Genomic DNA, 17,528 nt, shown 5'->3' with positions numbered 1-17,528 from the left:
GTCAGACCTTGACCGCCGCGCTCAGCTCGGCCGTGCGGGCCAGCTTCTGCTCGATCACGGCGTGCAGGTGCTCGGTGACCTCGGCCACGCCGATCCGGCCGATGATGTCGTTGAAGAAGCCGGACACCACCAGGCGCCGGGCCTCGTCCTCGGGAATACCGCGGGCCTGCAGGTAGAACAGCTGCTCGTCGTCGAACCGGCCGGTCGCCGACGCGTGCCCGGCGCCCTCGATCTCGCCGGTCTCGATCTCCAGGTTCGGCACCGAGTCGGCGCGGGCGCCGTCGGTGAGCACCAGGTTGCGGTTCAGCTCGAAGGTCTCGGTGCCCTCGGCGGCGGCCCGGATCAGCACGTCGCCGATCCACACCGCGCGGGCGTCGTCCCCGGCCAGCGCGCCCTTGTAGAGCACGTTGGACTTGCAGTGCGTCGCCTCGTGGTCGACGAACAGCCGGTGCTCGTGGTGCTGGCCGGACTCGGCGAAGTAGACGCCGAGCAGCTCCGCGTCGCCACCCGGACCGGCGTACCGGACGTTGGTGGAGACCCGGACGACCTTGCCGCCGAGGGTGACGGCGACGTGCCGCAGCTTGGCGTCGCGGCCGACCTGGGCGTCGTGCTGGGCCACGTGGATCGACTCGGCGTCGCCCTGCTGGATGGTGACCACCCGCAGCTCGGAGCCGTCACCGACGACGATTTCGACGTTCGAGGCGAGCTCACCGGCGCCGGTGTGGTCGATCACCACGGTGGCCCGGCTGTGCCGGCCGGACTCGACCACCAAGTGGGCGAAGCCGCGGGCGCCGAGGCCGGCGACGTTCACGTGCACGGGGTCGGTCAGCTCGGCGTCGGCCGGGATCCGGACCGCGAACGTCTCCGGGGCGTGCGCCCAGGCGACCGCGGCGATCCGGTCCTGCGGCTTGCCGGCCTGCACCGAGTCCGCCGCGACGGTCTCCACCACGACGCCGTCCGGACCGTGCGCGTCGACCTTGACGGTCTCGGCGCCGGCCTCGTCGGCGAACAGGCCCTTGAGCAGCTTGACCGGGGTGAAGCGCCACTCCTCCTCGCGCCCGTTCGGCACCGGGAAGTCGGCCACGTCGTACGACGTGGTCCGCTCGCTCCGGGCCTGGAGCGGGACCGGCGAACCCGGCCCGTGGGAGTGCGCCCGGTTGCCGGTGGCCACCAGGGTTTCAGCAGACGACATCAGCCGACGGCCCCTTCCATCTGCAGCTCGATCAGTCGGTTCAGTTCCAGCGCGTACTCCATCGGGAGCTCGCGGGCGATCGGCTCGATGAAGCCGCGGACGATCATCGCCATTGCCTCGTCCTCGGCCATGCCCCGGCTCATCAGGTAGAAGAGCTGGTCGTCGCTGACCTTGGAGACGGTCGCCTCGTGCCCCATCGCCACGTCGTCCTCCCGGACGTCGACGTAGGGGTAGGTGTCGGAGCGGCTGATGGTGTCGACCAGCAGCGCGTCACAGCGCACCGTGGACTTGCTGTGGTGCGCGCCCGGCGCCACCTCGACCAGCCCCCGGTACGACGTCCGGCCGCCACCGCGGGCGACGGACTTCGACACGATCGAGCTCGAGGTGTACGGCGCGTTGTGCACCATCTTGGAGCCGGCGTCCTGGTGCTGGCCCTCGCCCGCGAACGCGACCGACAGGGTCTCGCCCTTGGCGTGCTCGCCCATCAGGTACACGGCCGGGTACTTCATCGTCACCTTGGAGCCGATGTTGCCGTCGATCCACTCCATCGTCGCGCCCTCCTCGCAGGTGGCGCGCTTGGTGACCAGGTTGTAGACGTTGTTCGACCAGTTCTGGATCGTCGTGTAGCGGCAGCGGGCGCCCTTCTTCACGATGATCTCGACCACGGCGGAGTGCAGCGAGTCCGACTTGTAGATCGGCGCCGTGCAGCCCTCGACGTAGTGCACGTAGGCGTCCTCGTCGACGATGATCAGGGTCCGCTCGAACTGGCCCATGTTCTCGGTGTTGATCCGGAAGTAGGCCTGCAGCGGGATGTCCACCTTGACGCCCTTGGGCACGTAGATGAACGAGCCGCCGGACCAGACCGCCGTGTTCAGCGCGGCGAACTTGTTGTCGCCGACCGGGATCACCGAGCCGAAGTACTCCTGGAACAGCTCCGGGTACTCCTTCAGGCCGGTGTCGGTGTCGACGAAGATGACACCCTGCTGCTCCAGGTCCTCGCGGATCTGGTGGTAGACGACCTCGGACTCGTACTGCGCGGCGACGCCGGCCACGAGGCGCTGCTTCTCCGCCTCGGGGATGCCGAGCTTGTCGTAGGTGTTCTTGATGTCCTCGGGCAGCTCGTCCCAGCTGGTCGCCTGCTTCTCCGTCGACCGGACGAAGTACTTGATGTTGTCGAAGTCGATCCCGGACAGGTCCGCACCCCACGACGGCATCGGCTTGCGGTCGAAGAGCTTCAGGCCCTTCATCCGCAGGTCGAGCATCCACTCCGGCTCGTTCTTGAGGGTGGAGATGCCCCGCACCACGTCGGCGCTGAGACCGCGCTTCGCGACCGCGCCGGCGGTGTCGGAGTCGGCCCAGCCGTACTGGTAGTTGCCGAGGCCTTCCAGTTCGGGGTGAGCGGTTTGCGTCATCGTGCAGTCCTCGCAGATTCGCCGTCGGATACAGGAGAAACCGGCTGAGCGCCGGGGATGTGCGTCGTACAGACACCGTCGCCGTGGGCGATGGTGGCCAGCCTCTGGACGTGCTTGCCGAGCAACCGCGAGAACACCTCGGTCTCGGCCTCGCACAACTGGGGGAACTGCTCGGCCACGTGCGCGACCGGGCAGTGGTGCTGGCACAACTGGGCGCCGGCACCGGCCTGCTGGGTGGAGGCGGCGTAGCCGTCCGCGCTGAGCGCCTGGGCGAGCACCTCCGCCCGCTTGCCCTCGGGAGCCGCCGCGAGCAGCTCACCGTACCGCTGCTCGACCTCGGCGACCCGGCGGCGCGCGAACTCCGCGACCGCCTCGTCACCGCCGGCCTCGGCGATGAACCGCAGCGCCGTGGTGGCCAGGTCGTCGTAGGCCTGGTGGAACGCGTGCCGGCCGCTGTCGGTCAGCGCGAACACCTTGGCCGGGCGGCCACGGCCGCGCGGGCCGTAGACCCGCTCCTCGCGGGACTCGACCAGCCCTTCGTCGAGCAGGTGGTCGAGGTGCCGGCGGACCGCTGCCGGGGTGAGCTGCAGCCGCTCGGCCAGCACCGCGGCGCTGGACGGCCCGTTGGTCAGGATCGAGCGGGCGACCCGGTCCCGGGTGGACTCGTCGCGCGCCTGCGGCGTGCCCGCGGGCACACTGTGCCTGCCGGAACGAGAGGGCGCGGGAGTTTTCACAACATCAGTGTCGCGTAATTCCCCGGGCCCTTCAAATAAGGCTGCCCTAACCGGTTCACCGGGCCGCGCCTGGGCCGAAGGGCGACCGTGAGCAGCGTCACGCCGGGGCGTTTCCTACACTGCACACGTGCCAGTCGCGGTGGAGATCGACAACCTCGTCGTCCGGTACGGCGAGAAGACCGCTGTCGACAGTCTCACTCTCACCGTAACCGGCGGAACAGTGACGTCCGTGCTCGGCCCCAACGGCGCCGGCAAGACGACCACCGTGGAGACCTGTGAGGGGTTCCGGCGGCCGGATTCCGGTCACGTCCGGGTGCTCGGGCTGGACCCGGTCGCCGACCACGACGCGCTGATGCCCCGGATCGGGGTGATGCTGCAGGAGGGCGGCGCATGGTCCGGCGTCCGCGCGCTGGAGATGCTCCGGTACGTCGCGTCGCTGCACGCCCACCCGCTCGACCTGCCCGCGCTGGTGGACCGGCTGGATCTCGGCACCTGCGGCCGGACGCCGTACCGGCGGCTGTCGGGCGGGCAGAAGCAGCGGCTCTCGCTGGCGCTGGCGATCGTCGGCCGGCCGGAGATCGCGTTCCTCGACGAGCCGACCACCGGCCTGGACCCGCACGGCCGCCGCGAGATCTGGCAGCTGATCCGCGACCTGCGCGAGGACGGCGTCACGGTGGTGCTGACCACGCACGCGATGGACGAGGCCGAGCAATTGTCGGACCAGGTCCACGTGCTGTCGGCCGGCAAGGTGATCGCCTCCGGCAGTCCCGACGTCCTGACCGACCACGGCGCGAAGTCGCTGGAGGACGTCTACCTGGCGCTCACCGCTCCCCCCGCCCGGGAGGTCCCGTGACCACCTACGTCCCGCAGCCGGGCAGCGCGCCGTGGCCGCGGAAGGTACTAGCGCACACCCGGATGGAGTTCCGGCTGCTGATCCGCAACGGGGAGCAGCTGCTGCTGGCTCTGGTGATCCCACTGGGTCTGTTGCTGCTGCTCGGCGGCACCGGACTGGGCGACCGGCTGCCGCTGGGCGACGGACCGGCCATCGATCTGGCGGTACCGCGGGTGCTGGCGCTCGCGGTGCTCTCGTCGTCGTTCACGTCGCTGGCGATCGCCACCGGCTTCGAACGGCGGTACGGCGTGATCAAGCGGCTCGGCGCCTCTCCGCTGTCCCGGACCGGCCTGCTGGCGGGCAAGATCGGCTCCGTCCTGGTCATCCAGGTGATCCAGCTCGCGGTCCTGATCGGCACCGGCTTCGCGCTGGGCTGGCAGCCTGTCGGCGGCCTCGACGCGGTGCTCGGGGTGCTGCTGATGGTCCTGTGCGGCACGGCGGCCTTCGCGTCGCTCGGGCTGCTGATGGCCGGCATCCTGCGCGCCGAGGCCACCTTGGCCGCCGCGAACCTGCTCTACCTGCTGCTGCTGGTCGGCGGCGCGGTGATGACACCGGTCGACGAGTACCCGGCCGGCCTGCAGGGCGTCGTCCGGCTGCTGCCGAGCGCTGCGCTGGCCAACGGTCTGGCGAACTCGACCTTGGAAGGCGTTGTCCCGTGGGCGGCGGCCCTGTCGCTCGCGCTCTGGGCGGCGATCCTGGGATACCTGGTCTCCCGGACCTTCCGGTGGGACTGAGCATGGCTGTGCCTAGAGTGTGCCGGTGACCTTGGAGACCCCCATCCGCGAGACCGAGCCCGTCACCGGATTCTGGCGACTGGTGCCCGAGCCGAGCCTGGACACGGTCCGGCGCTGGGGCTGGGCGTCCGTGGCGGCCAACATCGGCATCGTGGTGACCGGTGGGCTGGTCCGGCTGACCGGGTCCGGCCTCGGCTGCCCGACCTGGCCGCAGTGCACCGACGAGTCGTACGTACCGCACGCCGAGCTCGGCATGCACGGCGCGATCGAGTTCGGCAACCGGTTGCTCGGTTTCCTGGTGGCGTTCATCGCGATCGGCACCTGGCTGGCCGTGATGCGCTACCGACCCCGCCGCCGGGACCTGCGCCGGCTGGCCACCGCGGCCGCGCTCGGCGTCCCGCTGCAGGCCGTGATCGGCGGCGTCAGCGTGCTGACCGGGCTGAACCCCTGGATCGTGTCCGCGCACTTCCTGGTCTCGCCGATCATCATCACGCTGACCGTGTCGCTGATGCGCAGGTCACGCACCAGCCCCTACCCGCACACTCCCCCGGTGGTCCGGGCCCTGGCCACCGCCTCGGTGGTCGCCGTCTGGCTCACCGTTGCCCTCGGCACCTTGGTCACCGGCGCCGGGCCGCACTCCGGCGATCCCGAGACCGGCCGCAACGGCTTCGACGAGGAGCTGATCAGCCAGCTGCACGCCGACGTGGTGTTCGCGCTGCTCGGCGTCTCGATCGCGCTCGTCATCGCCACCCGGGTCACGGCGACGTCGCGCACCCTGCGCAAGCTCGCCGCCTGGCTCCTGGCCATGGAGCTGCTGCAGGGTGTGGTGGGTTTCACCCAGTACTTCACCGGGCTGCCGTGGGTGCTGGTGCTGGTTCACATGTTCTTCGCGGCCGTGCTGATCGCCCTGGTCACCGCCGTGTACGCCGAACGCGGCACCCCGGCGACCTAGGGCGTGTTGATCAACACGCCCTCGGCCGTGAACCCGGAGCGCCCGGCCGGGTGAGACGGCCGGACGCCCCGGGCGATCGGGTCTACCAGACGCGGTAGATCGCTCCCGGACCGAACATCGGCGACGACCGACGTACCAGTAGCCGTCCGAGCCCACCGTCACCGAGGTCGGCACGGCCTCGCTGCGGATCGGCGTACCGGCCGGTGGCAACATTGCGCGGCCGCAGCTTGTACAGCCTCGAGCTGCCGGGCGCGGGCGGCGATCAGAGCCGCCGCGGACACCGCGGCCAGATGCGCTCTTCCTGCCCCCACTAGTCCCCCTAGTGTCTCGTCCCCCCAGGGTGGAACCCCTCCACGGACCCGACCATGTCAGCATCGCGACGCCGTCAGGTCAACGGCAGGACTCTGCGCGGCCGGTCGTGCACGGGCTGCGAAGCAGGGGGCAACCAGTCGTGCCGGCACCGCGACGCAGCGCGGTACAGGCCAAGGGCAACGACCCGCCCTAGCGCAGCAGGGGATCGATCGCAGCGGCGATGAACAGCAGCGCCAGGTAGATGTTGGAGAAGTGGAACAGCCGCATCGGTCGCAGCGCGGGCCCGTCGGCCCCGGTGTTCGCCCGGGCCAGCAGCGCGAACGCCTCGCGGAGGAAGACCGCACCCAGCACGACCGCCGCCAGCGGGTAGACGAACCCGGTGCCGGCCACCGGCCAGAGCGCGACCGAGGTGATCACCATGACGATGCTGTAGGCGAGGATCTGCCGCGCGGTCGCGACCGGCGTGGCGACCACCGGCAGCATCGGCACGTCCACCGACGCGTAGTCCTCGCGGTAGCGCATCGCCAGCGCCCAGGTGTGCGGCGGGGTCCAGAAGAAGACGACGCCGAACAGCACCAGCGGCGTCCAGGCCAGCTCGTTGGTGACCGAGGTCCAGCCGATCAGGGTCGGGAAGCAGCCGGCGATGCCGCCCCAGACGATGTTCTGCACGGTCCGGCGCTTGAGCACCATCGTGTAGACGAAGACGTAGAACAGGTTCGCCGTCAACGCCAGCCCCGACGACAGCCAGTTGACGAAGAGGCCGAGCTCCAGGGTCGCGAGCACCCCGAGCACGATGCCGAACACCATCGCCGAGCGCGGACTGACCGCGTGCCGCGGCAACGGGCGGCGGCGGGTCCGCCGCATCTGCTCGTCGATGTCGCGGTCCAGCACGCAGTTGATCGTGTTGGCGCTGCCGGAGGCCAGGATGCCGCCGATCAGGGTGGCGACGACGACGCCCAGGCCGGGGACTCCCCCGGCGGCCAGGAACATCACCGGCACGGTGGTGACCAGCAGGAGCTCGATGATGCGCGGCTTGGTCAGACCGACGTACGCCTTGATCACGTCGCGCACCGACGGGCCGGTCACCTCGGAGGGAGCCGGTTCGGTCGGCAGCGGCGCGGGGTACGGGGTCGTCGCGGCTGTACGCGGGTCGACGGCCGTCACGAACACCTCGAACTCAGTGGGTTGACGCCGGAGACCGGCGCTGACGGTTCGACAGTCTACGACGGCCCGTAGGAGAACCGAACCAGGCCCCTGCCGGAACAGGCATACGGCCCGCCCGGAGGGGCACCGGTGGGACGTGCCGGACCATCCGGCCGGGCCGGGAACAACAAAAGGCGCGGTGCGGTTGGCCAGGTATGGAAGGCGAGAGGCGGTCGGGCGAGTAGGCTCGCTCACGGTGACGCGCGGGGGCGCGACCGGCGTACGGGCTGCCGGCCGGGCGGGCCTCGGACGCCGACCAGACGAGTGTTTCGCAGCCATCGAGAGGAGCGCCGCCGGCGTGACGGAGAAGACCAGCCCCAAGCTTGAATGGACCGAGCTCGACCAGCGAGCGGTCGACACCGTGCGGGTCCTCGCGATGGACGCGGTGGAGAAGGTCGGCAACGGCCACCCGGGCACGGCGATGAGCCTGGCGCCCGCGGCGTACCTGCTGTTCCAGAAGGTGATGCGGCACAACCCCGCCGACCCGACGTGGGCCGGTCGCGACCGGTTCGTGCTGTCGGCCGGGCACTCCAGCCTCACCCTGTACATCCAGCTGTACCTGGCCGGCTTCGGCCTCGAGCTGGACGACCTGAAGTCGCTGCGCACCTGGGGCAGCCTGACCCCGGGCCACCCCGAGCACGGGCACACCAAGGGCGTCGAGACCACCACCGGCCCGCTCGGCCAGGGTGTCGGCAACGCGGTCGGGATGGCGATGGCGGCCCGCCGCGAGCGCGGCCTGCTGGACCCGGAGACCGCGGCGGGCCAGAGCCTGTTCGACCACCACATCTTCGTGATCGCCTCGGACGGCGACCTGCAGGAGGGTGTGTCCGGCGAGGCGTCGTCGCTGGCCGGCCACCAGAAGCTCGGCAACCTGACGCTGATCTACGACGACAACAAGATCTCGATCGAGGACGACACCAACATCGCGTTCTCCGAGGACGTGTCGGCCCGCTACGCGGCGTACGGCTGGCACGTGCAGGACGTCGACTGGACCGCAGGCGGCACCGGCTACGAGGAGGACGTCCAGGCGCTCTGGGACGCGCTCCAGGCGGCCGAGGCGGTCACCGACAAGCCGAGCTTCATCCGGCTGCGCACGATCATCGGCTGGCCGGCCCCGAACAAGCAGAACACCGGCAAGATCCACGGTTCGGCGCTCGGCGCCGACGAGGTGGCGGCCACCAAGCAGATCCTCGGCTGGGACCCGGAGCAGAGCTTCCAGGTCGCCGACGAGGTGATCGGCCACACCCGCAAGGCCGTCGAGCGCGGCCAGGCCCTGCAGGACGCCTGGACCGAGAAGTTCGAGCAGTGGAAGTCGGCGTCGGTTGAGCGTGCCGAGCTGTTCGCGCGGATGGAGAAGCGTGAGCTGCCGAAGGGCTGGCAGGACGCGCTGCCGACCTGGGACGCCGACGCGAAGGGCGTCGCCACCCGGTCCGCCTCCGGCGAGGTGCTCAGCAAGCTGGCACCGCAGCTGCCCGAGCTGTGGGGCGGTTCGGCCGATCTGGCCGGCTCGAACAACACCACCCCGAAGGGCGAGCCGTCGTTCGTGCCGGCCGAGCACGCCACCAAGGCGTTCCAGGGCGACGAGTACGGCCGGGTGCTGCACTTCGGCATCCGCGAGCACGCGATGGGCTCGGTGATGAACGGCATCGCCCTGCACGGCGGCACCCGCCCGTACGGCGGCACGTTCCTGGTCTTCAGCGACTACATGCGCCCGGCCGTCCGGCTGGCCGCGCTGATGAAGCTGCCGGTGACCTACGTCTGGACGCACGACTCGATCGGCCTCGGCGAGGACGGCCCGACCCACCAGCCGGTGGAGCACCTGGCCGCGCTGCGGGCGATCCCGGGCCTGGACGTCGTCCGCCCCGGTGACGCCAACGAGACCGCCGCGGCCTGGGCCGCGATCCTCGAGCACACCGACCGCCCGGCCGGCCTGGCGCTGACCCGGCAGAACGTGCCGACCTTCCCGCGCGGCACCGACGGCTTCGCCACCACGGAGAACGTCCGCAAGGGCGGCTACACGCTGCTCGACACCGACGGCACCCCGGACGTCGTGCTGATCGGCACCGGCTCGGAGCTGCAGCTGGCCGTGCAGGCCCGCGAGACGCTGGCCGCCGAGGGCATCAAGGCGCGGGTCGTCTCGATGGTCTCCCGCGAGTGGTTCGACGAGCAGGACGACGCCTACCGCGACTCCGTCATTCCGCCGCAGGTCCGGGCCCGTGTCTCGGTCGAGGCCGGGATCGCGCTGGGCTGGCGGGAAGTGGTCGGTGACGCCGGCCGCAGCGTGAGCCTGGAGCACTTCGGTGCCTCCGCCGACTACCAGCGGCTGTACACGGAGTTCGGCATCACCGCCGAGGCCGTGGTCGCCGCCGCCAAGGACAGCATCGCCGCCGCCGCCGAGCTCGGTGGCTCCGGAGTACCGGCCGGCCGGCGTCCCGCCGGACCGCTGGGCCCCGGCGACGACCCGAGTGTGAGCGCCGACCCGGACGCCGACGCCACCAACGAGCGCAACTGACACCCACAACAGAACATCGGAGGCTTCGGACATGACCGACCGTTTGAAAGACCTCGCCGACGCCGGCGTATCCATCTGGCTCGACGACCTGTCCCGGCAGCGGCTGACCAGCGGCAACCTGGCCACCCTGATCCACGACCAGCACGTCAGCGGGGTGACCACCAACCCGACGATCTTCGCCAAGGCGATCTCGGACAAGAACGCCTACGCGGAGCAGGTCGCCACGCTGGCCGCCGAGAACGTCTCGACCGACCAGGCGATCCGGGTGATCACCACCGACGACGTGCGCGACGCCGCTGACCTGTTCAAGCCGGTCTACGACGACACCGACGGCGTCGACGGCCGGGTCTCGATCGAGGTCGAGCCCGGGCTGGCGCGCGACACCGAGAAGACGATCGCCCAGGCCAAGGAGCTGTGGGAGACCGTCGGCCGGGAGAACGTGTTCATCAAGATCCCGGCCACCCAAGCGGGCCTGTCGGCGATCACCGAGACGCTCGCCGCGGGCATCAGCGTGAACGTGACGCTGATCTTCTCGCTCGAGCGCTACCGTGCCGTCGCCGACGCGTTCCTGTCCGGCCTGGAGAAGGCACTGGACAACGGGCACGACGTGACCAAGCTGGGCAGCGTCGCCTCGTTCTTCGTCAGCCGGGTCGACAGCGAGGTGGACAAGCGCCTCGACGCGATCGGCACCGACGAGGCCAAGGCACTCAAGGGCAAGGCCGCGATCGCGAACGCGCGGCTCGCCTTCGAGGCGTACGAGGAGATCTTCGCCACCGACCGCTGGCGCGCGCTGGAGACCGCCGGGGCCAAGCCGCAGCGTCCGCTGTGGGCCTCCACCGGCGTCAAGGACCCGGCGTACAAGAGCACCATGTACGTCGAGGAGCTGGTCACCTCGGGCGTCGTCAACACGATGCCGGCGGCAACCATCGAGGCGGTCGCGGAGAGCGCCGAGATCACCGGGGACACCGTGCGCGGCGACTACGACGCGGACCGCAAGGTGATCGCCGACCTGGAGAAGCTCGGCATCTCCTACGACGAGGTCGTGCAGGTGCTCGAGGACGAGGGCCTGAGCAAGTTCGACGCGTCCTGGTCGGAGCTGCAGGAGACCGTCACCGCGGCGCTGAAGGCGGCGGCCAAGTGACCGACGCGCACAGCAAGCTCGCCGCCACGGCGTACGGCGAAGGCTGGCAGCAGGTCGTCGACCGGCTGGTCATCGAGAAGATCGCGTCGCGCATCGCCGCCAAGGACGCCACCGTCTGGGGTCCGGAGGCGGAGGCCGAGTCGGCGATCCGGCTCAGCTGGGTCGACCTGTACGAGTCGTCGCGGCCGCTGCTGGCCGAGATCGAGGCGCTGCAGGCCGATCTGCGGGCCGAAGGCCTGGACCGGATCGTGCTGGCTGGCATGGGTGGTTCGTCCCTCGCTCCCGAGGTGATCACCCGCACGGCCGGCGTCGACCTGGTCGTGCTGGACTCCACCAACCCGAGCGTCATCGCCCGGGCCCTGGCCGGAGACCTGCAGCGTACGGTCCTGGTGGTCTCCAGCAAGTCCGGCGGCACGGTCGAGACCGACAGCCAGCGGCGCGCGTTCGTCAAGGCGTTCAGCGACGCCGGCATCGACGCGGCGTCCCGGATCGTGGTCGTCACCGACCCCGGGTCGCCGTTCGAGAAGCTGGCGGCCGACGAGGGCTACCGCAAGACGTTTCTGGCCGACCCGCACGTCGGCGGCCGCTACAGCGCGCTGACCGCCTTCGGGCTGGTCCCGTCGGCTCTGGCCGGCGCCGACGTCGCCGAGCTGCTCGACCAGGCCGCCGAGGTGGCCCCGGCGCTGCAGGCCGACGACGCGGAGAACCCGGCGCTCGTTCTGGCGGCCGTGCTGGCCGGCAGCCCGGGCCGGGACAAGGCGATCATCGCCGCCGGTGGCTCGTCGATCGTCGGGTTCCCCGACTGGGCCGAGCAGCTGATCGCGGAAAGCACCGGCAAGAACGGCACCGGCGTCCTGCCGGTCGCCGTGCAGACCCTGAAGGCCCCCGAGCTGCACAGCAGCGCGGGCGACCTGGTGCACGCCCTGCTCGCCGCCGACACCAGCTCGGCGTCGGTGGCGTCCGGGACGCCGACCGTGGTCACCACCGGTTCGCTGGGCGCGCAGCTGCTGCTCTGGGAGACCGCGACCGCGGCGGCCGGCTACCTGCTCGGCATCAACCCGTTCGACCAGCCGGACGTCGAGAGCGCCAAGCAGGCCGCCCGCGGTCTGCTTGACGCTCAGCCCGAGCCGGAGGCCGCGGCCTTCACCGACGGCACCGTCGAGGTCCGTGGGTCCGAGGGCCTGCTGGACGGCGTGGACTCGCTGCAGGGCGCGCTCGACACGCTGCTGGGCAAGCTCGACGAGGACGGCTACCTGGCCGTGATGGCCTACCTGGACTCCGAGCGCGACGAGAACCTGGTGTCGATCCGGCCGGCGCTGGCGACCCGGACGGGCCGTCCGGTGACCTTCGGCTGGGGGCCGCGGTTCCTGCACTCCACCGGGCAGTACCACAAGGGCGGCCACCCGCAGGGCGTCTTCCTGCAGATCACCTCGTCGGAGAGCACCGACGTGGAGATCCCGGACCGGCCGTTCAGCTTCGGCACGCTGATCTCCGCGCAGGCCGCGGGCGACGCGAACGTGCTGGCCGAGCGCGGCCGGCCGGTGCTGCGGCTGCACCTGACCGACCCGGCGGCCGGCGTACAGCAGCTCATCTCCCTACTCGACGCACACGACAAGTCGGAGGCAAGCGGCAGATGACCGCTGAACTAGAAGAGCCGACCGGCCCGGTGAACCCGCTGCGGGATCCCCAGGACCGACGGCTCCCCCGGATCGCCGGGCCGTCCAGCCTGGTGATCTTCGGCGTCACGGGCGACCTGGCCCGCAAGAAGCTGATGCCGGCGATCTACGACCTGGCCAACCGCGGCCTGCTGCCGCCGGGCTTCGCGCTGGTCGGGTTCGCCCGGCGTGACTACAGCAACCAGGACTTCGCGCAGATCGTGCACGACTCGGTCAAGGAGCACGCGCGGACGCCGTTCCGCGAGGAGGTCTGGCAGCAGCTCGCGGAGGGCTTCCGGTTCGTCCCGGGCGACCTGACCGACGACGAGGCGTTCAAGAAGCTGCGGGAGACCGTCGACGAACTGGACGTCACCCGCGGCACGGGCGGCAACCACGCCTTCTACCTGTCCATCCCGCCGGGTCTGTTCCCGCAGGTGGTGGAGAAGCTCAAGCAGCACGGCCTGGCCGACGAGGTGCCGGGTGCGTGGCGGCGGGTGGTGATCGAGAAGCCGTTCGGTCACGACCTGAAGAGCGCCCGTGAGCTCAACCGGGTGGTCGAGTCGGTCTTCCCGCCCGAGGCGGTCTTCCGGATCGACCACTACCTGGGCAAGGAGACCGTGCAGAACATGTTGGCGCTGCGGTTCGCCAACGCGATGTTCGAGCCGGTCTGGAACAGCCACTACGTCGACCACGTGCAGATCACGATGGCCGAGGACATCGGCATCGGCGGCCGGGCCGGGTACTACGACGGCATCGGCGCGGCCCGCGACGTGATCCAGAACCACCTGCTCCAGCTGCTCGCGCTGGTCGCGATGGAGGAGCCGGTCAGCTTCGACGCGTGGTCGCTGCGGCAGGAGAAGAAGAAGGTGCTGGCCGCGGTCAAGCTGCCGGACCGCCTCGACCTGCACACCGCCCGCGGCCAGTACGCCGCCGGCTGGGCCGGTGGCAGCAAGGTGAAGGGCTACCTGCAGGAGGACGGCATCCCGCAGCACTCGGCGACCGAGACCTTCGCCGCGATGCGGGTCGACGTGGACACCCGCCGCTGGGCCGGCGTCCCGTTCTACCTGCGCACCGGCAAGCGGCTCGGCCGCCGGGTCACCGAGGTGGCGGTGATGTTCAAGCGCGCCCCGCACCTGCCGTTCACCGCGACCGAGACCGAGGAGCTGGGGCAGAACGCCCTGGTGATGCGGATCCAGCCGGACGAGGGCATCACGATGCGGTTCGGCGCCAAGGTGCCGGGCACGATGATGGAGATCCGCGACGTGAACATGGACTTCGCCTACGGCGGGTCGTTCACCGAGTCCTCCCCGGAGGCCTACGAACGGCTGATCCTGGACGTGCTGCTCGGCGACCCGCCGTTGTTCCCCCAGCACACCGAGGTGGAGCTGGGCTGGAAGATCCTCGACCCGGTGATCAACTACTGGGCCGAGCACGGCCAGCCGGAGCAGTACGCCTCCGGCGGCTGGGGCCCGGACTCCGCCCACGAGATGCTCGCCCGCGACGGACGCGCCTGGAGGCGGCCATGATCATCGACCTGACCGGTACGACGTCGAGCGAGATCGCCTCGGCGCTGCTGCGGGCCCGCCGCAACGCGGGCTCGCCGGCGATGGGCATGGTCGGCACCATCGTGGTCGTCGTCGACGAGGCGTCGCACCACGACGCGATGAAGGCCGCGAACGAGGCCGGCCGCGAGCACCCGTCGCGGGTGCTGGTGGCGATCCTGCGGCCGGGCCGCGGCGAGGGTGGACTGGACGCCGAGGTCCGCGTCGGCGAAGGCATTCCCGGCGAGGCGGTGCTGCTGCGGCTGCACGGCGAGCTGGCCAAGGTGCCCGAGTCGGTCGTCACCCCGCTGCTGCTGCCCGACTCCCCCGTCATCGTCTGGTGGCCGGGGGGCGGTCCGAAGGTTCCCGCCGAGGACCCGCTGGGTCAGCTCGGCCGGCGCCGGGTCACCGACGCGGCGGCCACCCGCCGAGCCTCGGTCGACTTCTCCAGCCGGGCCGAGGGCTACCAGCCCGGAGACACCGACTTCGCCTGGTCGCGGCTGACTCCGTGGCGGGCGCTGATGGCGGCCGCCCTGGACCAGTACCCGGCCCAGGTCACCGGCGCGGAGGTCGTGTCGGCCAAGGGCAACCCGAGCGCCGACCTGATGGCCGCCTGGCTGCAGTGCAAGCTCGGCGTCGCGGTCGAGCAGAAGACGTCGCGCGGACCCGGCCTGACCGCGGTCCGGCTGTTCACGCCGTCGGGACCGATCTCGCTCACCCGCCCGGACGGCTCGATCGCGACGTTCAGCGTGCCGGGCCAGCCGGACCGGCCGGTCGCGCTGAAGCGGCGGACGACCTCGGAGCTGCTCAGCGAGGAACTGCGGCGGCTCGACCCGGACGACGTGTACGCGCAGACGCTGGCGTGCATGGTCAAGCGGGAGAGCATGCCGGCCGACGCGAAGAAGGTGAGCGCCGCCGACCGGCGGTCGGCCCAGCACGCCGCGCAGCAGGCGGCGGCCCGCACGGCGGCCGTCACCGGTCAGGCGGCGTCGCCGGAGCTGCAGGCCTCGGCCGAGGGCGGTGCGGCGGCTGCCGCAGCGTCGAGCGGGGCGGGGCCGAACGGCGCGGGGTCGAACGGCGCGGGGTCGAACGGGGCGGGGTCGAACGGCTCGGCGTCGAACGGCTCGGCAGCCAAGGACGGTGCGGCGAAGTCGGCGGCCAAGAAGGCGCCAGCGAAGAAGTCGTCTGCGGCGTCCTCGGCGACGGCGCGCAAGACCAGCGCCGCGGCGAAGTCGGCCCGCAAGAAGACCGCGGCGCCGGCGGCCCAGCAGACCGGCGGCAAGCAGACCACCACGAAGCAGACCGGCACGAAGAAGGCGGCGGCGAAGAAGTCGACCGCCCAGAAGGCCACCGGCAAGAGGGTGGCCGGGCGATCATGACCTCGTTCGCACTCTTGCTGAACCGCGACCCCGACGGCTTGGCCCACGCCGTCGCGGCGCGGCTGATCACCCGGCTCGTCGACGTCCAGAGCACCGGCAAGGTGGCCCAGGTCGTGCTGACCGGCGGGCGGGTCGCGTCCGCGGTCTACCGGGCCGTAGCGGAGTCACCCGCCCGGACGGCGATCGACTGGCAGCGGGTCGAGTTCTGGTGGGGCGACGAGCGATTTCTGCCCGACGGCGACCCGGAGCGCAATGAGACCCAGGCCCGGGACGCGCTGCTCTCCAAGGTCGACGTCGACCCGGCCAAGGTGCACCCGATGGCGGCCGACACCGGCCAGGGCCCGGAAGCGGCAGCCGCGGCGTACGCCGAAGAACTGTCCGCCGCTGCCGGCGCAGCCCGCACCGAAGGCGCACCACGCGCCGCGTCGGTGTCAGGCGCGGGAAGCGCCGAGGGCGAGCTGAGCGCAGCAGCCACCAGCCGTGCCGAAGGCGCGGACAGTGGCGCCGGCCGGGCGGATGCCGAGGTCAGGGTTCCTGTCTTCGATCTGCTGATGCTGGGCGTCGGGCCGGACGGACATGTTGCCTCGCTGTTCCCGGACCATCCCGAGCTCGCTGTCGACGACCGGTCGGCGGTTGCCGTGCACGACTCCCCCAAGCCGCCGCCGACCCGGATCTCGCTGACCTTCCCGGCGCTGGCGCGGGCGGAGGAGGTCTGGTTCGTCGTCGCCGGTGAGGACAAGGCCGACGCGGTCAACCAGGCCCTCACCGGCGACACGGTGCCCGCCTCGCGCCCGGAGGGGCTCAGCCGGACCTTGTGGTTGCTTGACGACGCGGCCGCCGCACAGCTCGCGGACGACACCCGGTCCCCGCGGGCCTGATCCAGCGAACGTCGTCCACCGGTCCCGGCCGCGACGAACTGTCGAACGCGGTCGGGCCGGCTACCGGACGTCGTAACTCTCTCCGCCGGTCTGCGGAGCAACGCCCCGGCCCCCGTCGATCCGTTCGGCGGGGGCCGAACCGTGCCGCTGGCAGGATGACCGGATGACCATCTTCCGCGACCTGCACACCGGTTCCTTCGTGATGCCGAACGCCTGGGACGCCGGCAGCGCGATCATCCTGGCCGAGGCCGGCTTCCCCGCGATCGCGACCACCAGCGCCGGCATCGCGTTCTCGCTGGGCGCCGGCGACCACACGCTGCCGGACGGTGCCCCGTCCGTACCGGCCGACGTCATGTTCGACCGCATCCACCAGATCACCGCGGCGGTCACCCTCCCGGTCAACGGCGACCTCGAGAACGGGTACGGCGACCGCCCCGAGGACGTCGCCCGCACGATCCGGCGCGCGAAGGAGGCCGGTCTCGCGGGCGGCAACATCGAGGACTACGACGGCCGCCGGCTCTACACCGAGGACCTGTCGGTCGAACGCATCGTCGCCGCCCGGGAGGCGGCCGGGCCCGACTTCGTCCTCACCGCGCGGACCGACGGGCAGCTGCTCAACGGTTCCGTCCCGCTGGCCGACTCGATCCGCCGTCTCCAGCGGTACCGCGAGGCCGGTGCCGACTGCCTGTACGCGCCCGGCGTCAACGCGCTCCCCGACCTCCGTACCCTGGTCGCCGAGCTCGACGGCCCGCTCAACGTCGTCCTGGGCCTGGGCTCCACCGACCTGACGATCCCGGCCGTCCTGGAAGCCGGCGTGACCCGGGTCAGCCTCGGCGGCAGCATCGCCCGCGCCGCGCTCGGCTTCGTCCGCCAGGCGGCCGAGGAGCTGCGCACCACCGGCACCCTCACCTTCGCCACCCAGCAGATCCCCCAAGCCGACCTCAACCACCTCTTCGCCCGCCACGCCACCCACCGCCCCCACTGACCCAGC

General features: G+C 71.3%; 14 protein-coding genes. 10 read left to right on the top strand and 4 right to left on the bottom strand.

Translation table 11 applies throughout. From position 1 onward, the window contains the following. Nucleotide 1: 1 nt before the first annotated feature. From sufD to KFLA_RS16250, 3 genes are read right to left on the bottom strand one after another with little or no spacing between them, the layout of a single operon-like run. Nucleotides 2-1,192, bottom strand: coding sequence for a Fe-S cluster assembly protein SufD (gene sufD, locus KFLA_RS16260; protein WP_012920896.1), 1,191 nt, complete (start codon nt 1,190-1,192; stop codon nt 2-4). Further along, nucleotides 1,192-2,604, bottom strand: coding sequence for a Fe-S cluster assembly protein SufB (sufB, locus tag KFLA_RS16255; protein ID WP_012920895.1), 1,413 nt, complete (start codon nt 2,602-2,604; stop codon nt 1,192-1,194). The genes sufD and sufB overlap by 1 nt, the downstream gene beginning before the upstream one ends. After that, the gene (locus KFLA_RS16250; RefSeq protein WP_012920894.1) at nt 2,601-3,299 is read right to left on the bottom strand and encodes a helix-turn-helix transcriptional regulator; all 699 of its coding nucleotides are present in this window, start codon (nt 3,297-3,299) and stop codon (nt 2,601-2,603) included. Before KFLA_RS16250 ends, sufB begins: the two co-directional genes overlap by 4 nt. A 166-nt stretch (nt 3,300-3,465) precedes the next feature. Between KFLA_RS16250 and KFLA_RS16245 the strand changes: the two genes are divergently transcribed. Genes KFLA_RS16245 through KFLA_RS16235 form a run of 3 tightly spaced genes read left to right on the top strand, consistent with a single transcriptional unit; the run spans nt 3,466 to nt 5,916 of the window. Further along, a complete protein-coding gene (locus KFLA_RS16245) occupies nt 3,466-4,191 on the top strand; it encodes an ABC transporter ATP-binding protein (RefSeq protein WP_237706822.1) in 726 nt (241 codons plus the stop codon). Continuing rightward, the gene (locus KFLA_RS16240; protein ID WP_012920892.1) at nt 4,188-4,964 is read left to right on the top strand and encodes an ABC transporter permease; all 777 of its coding nucleotides are present in this window, start codon (nt 4,188-4,190) and stop codon (nt 4,962-4,964) included. Before KFLA_RS16245 ends, KFLA_RS16240 begins: the two co-directional genes overlap by 4 nt. Before the next feature lie 25 nt (nt 4,965-4,989). Further along, the gene (locus tag KFLA_RS16235) at nt 4,990-5,916 is read left to right on the top strand and encodes a COX15/CtaA family protein (RefSeq protein ID WP_012920891.1); all 927 of its coding nucleotides are present in this window, start codon (nt 4,990-4,992) and stop codon (nt 5,914-5,916) included. Between the two features lie 501 nt (nt 5,917-6,417). On the opposite strand, the gene KFLA_RS16230 is transcribed toward KFLA_RS16235, so the two are convergent. Further along, nucleotides 6,418-7,392, bottom strand: a complete 975-nt coding sequence (locus KFLA_RS16230) for a heme o synthase (protein ID WP_012920890.1) — start codon at nt 7,390-7,392, stop codon at nt 6,418-6,420. Nucleotides 7,393-7,729: 337 nt separating this feature from the next. Between KFLA_RS16230 and tkt the strand changes: the two genes are divergently transcribed. The 7 genes from tkt to KFLA_RS16195 all read left to right on the top strand — a co-directional run bounded on the left by tkt (nt 7,730) and on the right by KFLA_RS16195 (nt 17,522). Continuing rightward, on the top strand, nt 7,730-9,943 hold the full coding sequence (tkt, locus tag KFLA_RS16225) for a transketolase (RefSeq protein ID WP_012920889.1): 2,214 nt from the start codon (nt 7,730-7,732) through the stop codon (nt 9,941-9,943). A gap of 31 nt (nt 9,944-9,974) precedes the next feature. Beyond that, nucleotides 9,975-11,084 carry a transaldolase gene (tal, locus tag KFLA_RS16220; protein ID WP_012920888.1) on the top strand — a complete coding sequence of 370 codons (1,110 nt, stop codon included), beginning with the start codon at nt 9,975-9,977 and terminating at the stop codon, nt 11,082-11,084. After that, complete coding sequence (locus KFLA_RS16215) at nt 11,081-12,721, top strand: glucose-6-phosphate isomerase (RefSeq protein WP_012920887.1); 1,641 nt, start codon at nt 11,081-11,083, stop codon at nt 12,719-12,721. The genes tal and KFLA_RS16215 overlap by 4 nt, the downstream gene beginning before the upstream one ends. Beyond that, a complete protein-coding gene (zwf, locus tag KFLA_RS16210) occupies nt 12,718-14,265 on the top strand; it encodes a glucose-6-phosphate dehydrogenase (protein ID WP_012920886.1) in 1,548 nt (515 codons plus the stop codon). The genes KFLA_RS16215 and zwf overlap by 4 nt, the downstream gene beginning before the upstream one ends. Beyond that, nucleotides 14,262-15,659 (top strand): glucose-6-phosphate dehydrogenase assembly protein OpcA, encoded by a 1,398-nt coding sequence (locus KFLA_RS16205; RefSeq protein WP_012920885.1) that lies wholly within the window; start codon nt 14,262-14,264, stop codon nt 15,657-15,659. The genes zwf and KFLA_RS16205 overlap by 4 nt, the downstream gene beginning before the upstream one ends. Beyond that, nucleotides 15,656-16,537 carry a 6-phosphogluconolactonase gene (locus KFLA_RS16200; protein ID WP_012920884.1) on the top strand — a complete coding sequence of 294 codons (882 nt, stop codon included), beginning with the start codon at nt 15,656-15,658 and terminating at the stop codon, nt 16,535-16,537. Before KFLA_RS16205 ends, KFLA_RS16200 begins: the two co-directional genes overlap by 4 nt. Nucleotides 16,538-16,700: 163 nt before the next feature. Then, nucleotides 16,701-17,522, top strand: coding sequence for an isocitrate lyase/PEP mutase family protein (locus KFLA_RS16195; RefSeq protein WP_012920883.1), 822 nt, complete (start codon nt 16,701-16,703; stop codon nt 17,520-17,522). Nucleotides 17,523-17,528: the final 6 nt, after the last annotated feature.

Source organism: Kribbella flavida DSM 17836 (genome assembly GCF_000024345.1).
GTDB lineage: Bacteria > Actinomycetota > Actinomycetes > Propionibacteriales > Kribbellaceae > Kribbella > Kribbella flavida.
Note: the sequence above shows the minus strand (reverse complement) of the source record. Positions and strands in the feature narration are given on the sequence as shown.